The organism is Pedobacter sp. (genome assembly GCF_045628745.1).
Lineage (GTDB): Bacteria > Bacteroidota > Bacteroidia > Sphingobacteriales > Sphingobacteriaceae > Pedobacter.
In genome coordinates, this window is the sequence record NZ_JAZQPU010000103.1 from 1 (window position 1) to 3,756 (window position 3,756).

A 3,756-nucleotide genomic window follows, 5' to 3' on the forward strand; every position below is an offset into this window, starting at 1 on the left:
TAACCCATTAGGCAATAGCTCAGAAAGATTTCCTGAATCAGAATTGGAGATTTCCTTATAGAATTGTTCGATAGTTGTAATTTCCATTCTGGGTATCTTTTAGAAAATCAAATATAATGAATAATTGACCAGGTGAAACTATGCAGCGCCTAAGGAAATTTGAGCCATTATTAACAATTTTATATAAGGGTTTATTTCAATCACGATGGTAAGGATAGCCTGTAGGAAAATATTTGATTCTGAAAATGCTACAGCCGATTTTCAAAGAAATGACCCGCTATTGAAGTGAGCCGTACAGACAAGTAAATTGAGCTATTAAGGACAATTCCCTTTAAAACTATATCTGATCTTTGTTTTATACATCAATTATATAACTGTTATGAAAACTATTAAACAAATAAAACTCGGCGAAAATGGACCTCTCGTTTCTAAACTCGGATTAGGTTGCATGCGGATGTCAACCGTTTGGGGTAGCCCAACTAATGATGAAAATGAGAGTATAGCAACCATCCAGGCGGCATTAGATAGCGGAATTAATTTTTTAAATACTGGAGATTTTTACGGCGCTGGCCACAATGAAATGCTCATTGGTAAAGCCATTAAGGGCAGGAGGGATGATGCCTTTATCAGTGTCAAATTTGGCGCTATCTTTTACGGAGGTCAAATGCTTGGATTAGATCTCCGTCCTATCGCCATCAAAAACTTTATTAACTACTCTTTGGTGCGACTGGGCATTGACACCATTGATCTTTATCAACCTTGCAGATTAGACAACAGCGTTCCCCTGGAGGATGTTATTGGGACAGTTGCCGACCTGATCAAAGAAGGTAAGGTACGTCACCTTGGTGTTTCTGAAATAACAGCGGCTCAATTGCGTGAGGCCAATCAAATATATCCTGTATCTGCATTAGAAATAGGTTACTCCCTGGCAGATCGTCAAATAGAAAAGGATCTGCTTCCTACAGCGAAAGAATTGGGTATTGGCGTTGTCGCCTTCGCCAATACTGCCGAAGGCTTGCTAACTGGAGAGCTGAAAGCACCACTAGCGGCTAATGACTACCGTAATCACTTTTCTCGTTTCCAGGGAGTGAACTTGATCAAGAACCTGGAGAAAGTGGAAGTCTTTAAGCAAATGGCACAAGAAAAAGGATGCACCCCAACACAATTGGCTATTGCATGGGTAAATGCCCAGGGAGATCATATTATGCCATTGGTGAGTATGAGTCGCAGATCACGACTGCCAGAAAATATACAGGCCATGTCTATCGAGTTCAGTTTAGAAGAGATGAGTATGTTAGACATAGAATTTTCACAAGGTGCCATACTTGGGAGCACGTATTTACAAAGATAATTTGGTTTACAATGATACGTGGGGCTATACTAGCCCCACCTGTTTTATTACCTTTGCCTCATGACAAATCCAACTGAAATCATCCCCGGCGTCATCTTTTATTCCTATCTTTCTACCTTAAGAAAGGAAAAAGTAGGCTTTTTTGAGCATAGCACGCTTGTGCTGCAAGTTTCGGGTTCCTTTACGTTGGAGACGGCCAGTCAAAATATTTCCATGAATGGCGGTGAGATGATGCTGATCCGCAAAAATCAACTTGGTGAACTTACCAAAACACCACCAGAAGGAGAAAATTACCAAACTATTATTATTTGCCTTAAAGAGGATCTGCTCAGGAAGTTTGCCTTAGAGGAACAAATTGAAGTATCCCAAAAATATCAAGGTCAGCCAAATGTTCTTATTCCTGGCAACGACTTTCTACGCGGTTTTTTTCAATCTTTAATACCTTATGTGCATCATCCAGAAGCCAAGATAACGCAGGATATGGGTATGTTAAAAGTACGGGAAGGCGTAAAATTACTTCTGTACACGATGCCTGCACTCAAAGAATTCTTGTTTGATTTTTCTGAGAATCATAAAATCGATCTTGAAAAATTTATGCTCAGCAATTTTCATTTTAATGTTCCGGTGGAGAAATTCGCACAATTAACAGGAAGAAGCCTTGCCGCATTTAAGCGCGACTTTCAAAAAACATTTGACATGGCACCCCGGCAATGGCTCCAGGAAAAGCGGTTGACAGAAGCGAAATACCTGATAGAAACAAAGAATAAGAAACCCTCAGTCATTTATCTTGATCTTGGCTTTGAAAGCCTGTCTCATTTTTCTCATTCTTTTAAAAAGAAGTTTGGTAAAACACCTACTGAATTGGTATGATGTTAATGACCTATTTGTCAAAGTTTTTTCATAAATATTCAATTGTACCAATTGGTCTAATATTAATCTATATTTGTGGACCAAACGGTACAATACAAATACAACATGAAAAAATTAGAAAATAAAGTAGCCATCGTAACAGGCGCTTCCAAAGGAATTGGTGGTGCAATCGCAAAAAAATTAGCCGCAGAAGGTGCATCAGTTGTGGTGAATTATTCCTCAGCACAAAAAGATGCTGAAACTGTTGTGGCGTCGATTATAAACGATGGAGGCAGAGCAATAGCCGTTCAAGGTGATGTTTCAAAGACAGCTGCTGTAGATCATCTTTTTGCCGAGGCAATGAAACAATACGGCACAGTTGACATTTTAGTAAACAATGCTGGAATTTATAAATGGGGCCCAATAGAAGATGTAACAGAAGAGGGATTTCATGAACAATTTAATGTTAACGTATTAAGTATATTACTCACTTCTAAAGCGGCAGCAAAACACTTTTCAGAAAAAGGTGGAAGCATTATTAATATTGGATCTGCAGTTTCAAGTGTTACCCCAGCTGGAAGTGCAATATATACAGCGACTAAAAGTGCCGTTGACTCTATCACCGGTGTTCTTTCAAAAGAATTTGGTCCTAAAAACATCCGTGTAAACTCTGTTAATCCTGGTATGGTAAATACCGAAGGCTCGAGGGCTGCAGGATTTATTGGAAGTGAAATGGAAGCTCATATTGTGAGTACTACACCTTTAAACCGTATTGGTGAACCTGATGATATAGCACTTGTTGTATCGTTTTTAGCTTCAGAAGAATCGAGGTGGTTAACAGGAGAGATCATGCTCGCCAGCGGCGGTGTTCGTTAAGGGCAAAGTTGTCCTCAAGGATGCTTTTAAGCTTAAAACCTTAATATATTTTAATTTTGTAGCTTTGCCTTTATCAGGCAAAGCTTTTTTATTATGAGAACAAAAGAATTTCAGGAAGAGGAGATACTCAAAAAAGCAATAGCCATCTTTTGGAGGAAGGGTTATAATGCCACATCCCTTCACGATCTCATTGAAGAACTTGGTATTGGCAGGTCAAGCATTTATCACGCTTTTGGTGATAAGCAAAATTTATATTTAAAGGCACTGGATTTATACCAAAAAGAAGGCATCGAGAGAATTAAGGCAAAGCTTGCTAACTCCTTGTCAGCAAAACAGGCTATAGCAGATTTCTTAAGTACTGTGGTCAATAGTGCTTGTACTGACAATCAGTCTAAAGGTTGCTTTAAAATCAACGCTGAGGTAGAAGTAGCACCTCATGATGAGCAGGTCAAAAAATTGGTTTGTGAAGACAACCTCATGATTGAAGAGATCATATACGAAGCGATCAAAAAAGGCCAAAATGATGGGGAAATCAATAAAACTAAAGATCCAAAAGCGCTGACACATTTTGTTTGCAATACAATAACCGGTATGAGGGTGTATGCAAAGGTTAGAACTGACAGGCAATTCTTTGATCATATTGTAGAAACAACGATGTCAGTTTTCGATTGATAAGAAGC

General features: G+C 38.9%; 4 protein-coding genes. All 4 read left to right on the forward strand.

The annotated features are described in order from the left end of the window. The first annotated feature begins 379 nt into the window (after positions 1 to 379). Complete coding sequence (locus ACR2F7_RS04395) at positions 380 to 1,351, forward strand: aldo/keto reductase (RefSeq protein WP_432712376.1); 972 nt, start codon at positions 380 to 382, stop codon at positions 1,349 to 1,351. A gap of 60 nt (positions 1,352 to 1,411) precedes the next feature. Continuing rightward, positions 1,412 to 2,221: a helix-turn-helix domain-containing protein gene (locus ACR2F7_RS04400; RefSeq protein ID WP_432712377.1), complete on the forward strand. Its 810-nt coding sequence runs from the start codon at positions 1,412 to 1,414 to the stop codon at positions 2,219 to 2,221. Positions 2,222 to 2,326: 105 nt separating this feature from the next. Beyond that, on the forward strand, positions 2,327 to 3,076 hold the full coding sequence (locus ACR2F7_RS04405) for an SDR family NAD(P)-dependent oxidoreductase (protein WP_432712378.1): 750 nt from the start codon (positions 2,327 to 2,329) through the stop codon (positions 3,074 to 3,076). A 93-nt stretch (positions 3,077 to 3,169) separates the two neighbouring features. Next, positions 3,170 to 3,748 (forward strand): TetR/AcrR family transcriptional regulator, encoded by a 579-nt coding sequence (locus ACR2F7_RS04410; protein ID WP_432712379.1) that lies wholly within the window; start codon positions 3,170 to 3,172, stop codon positions 3,746 to 3,748. Positions 3,749 to 3,756: the final 8 nt, after the last annotated feature.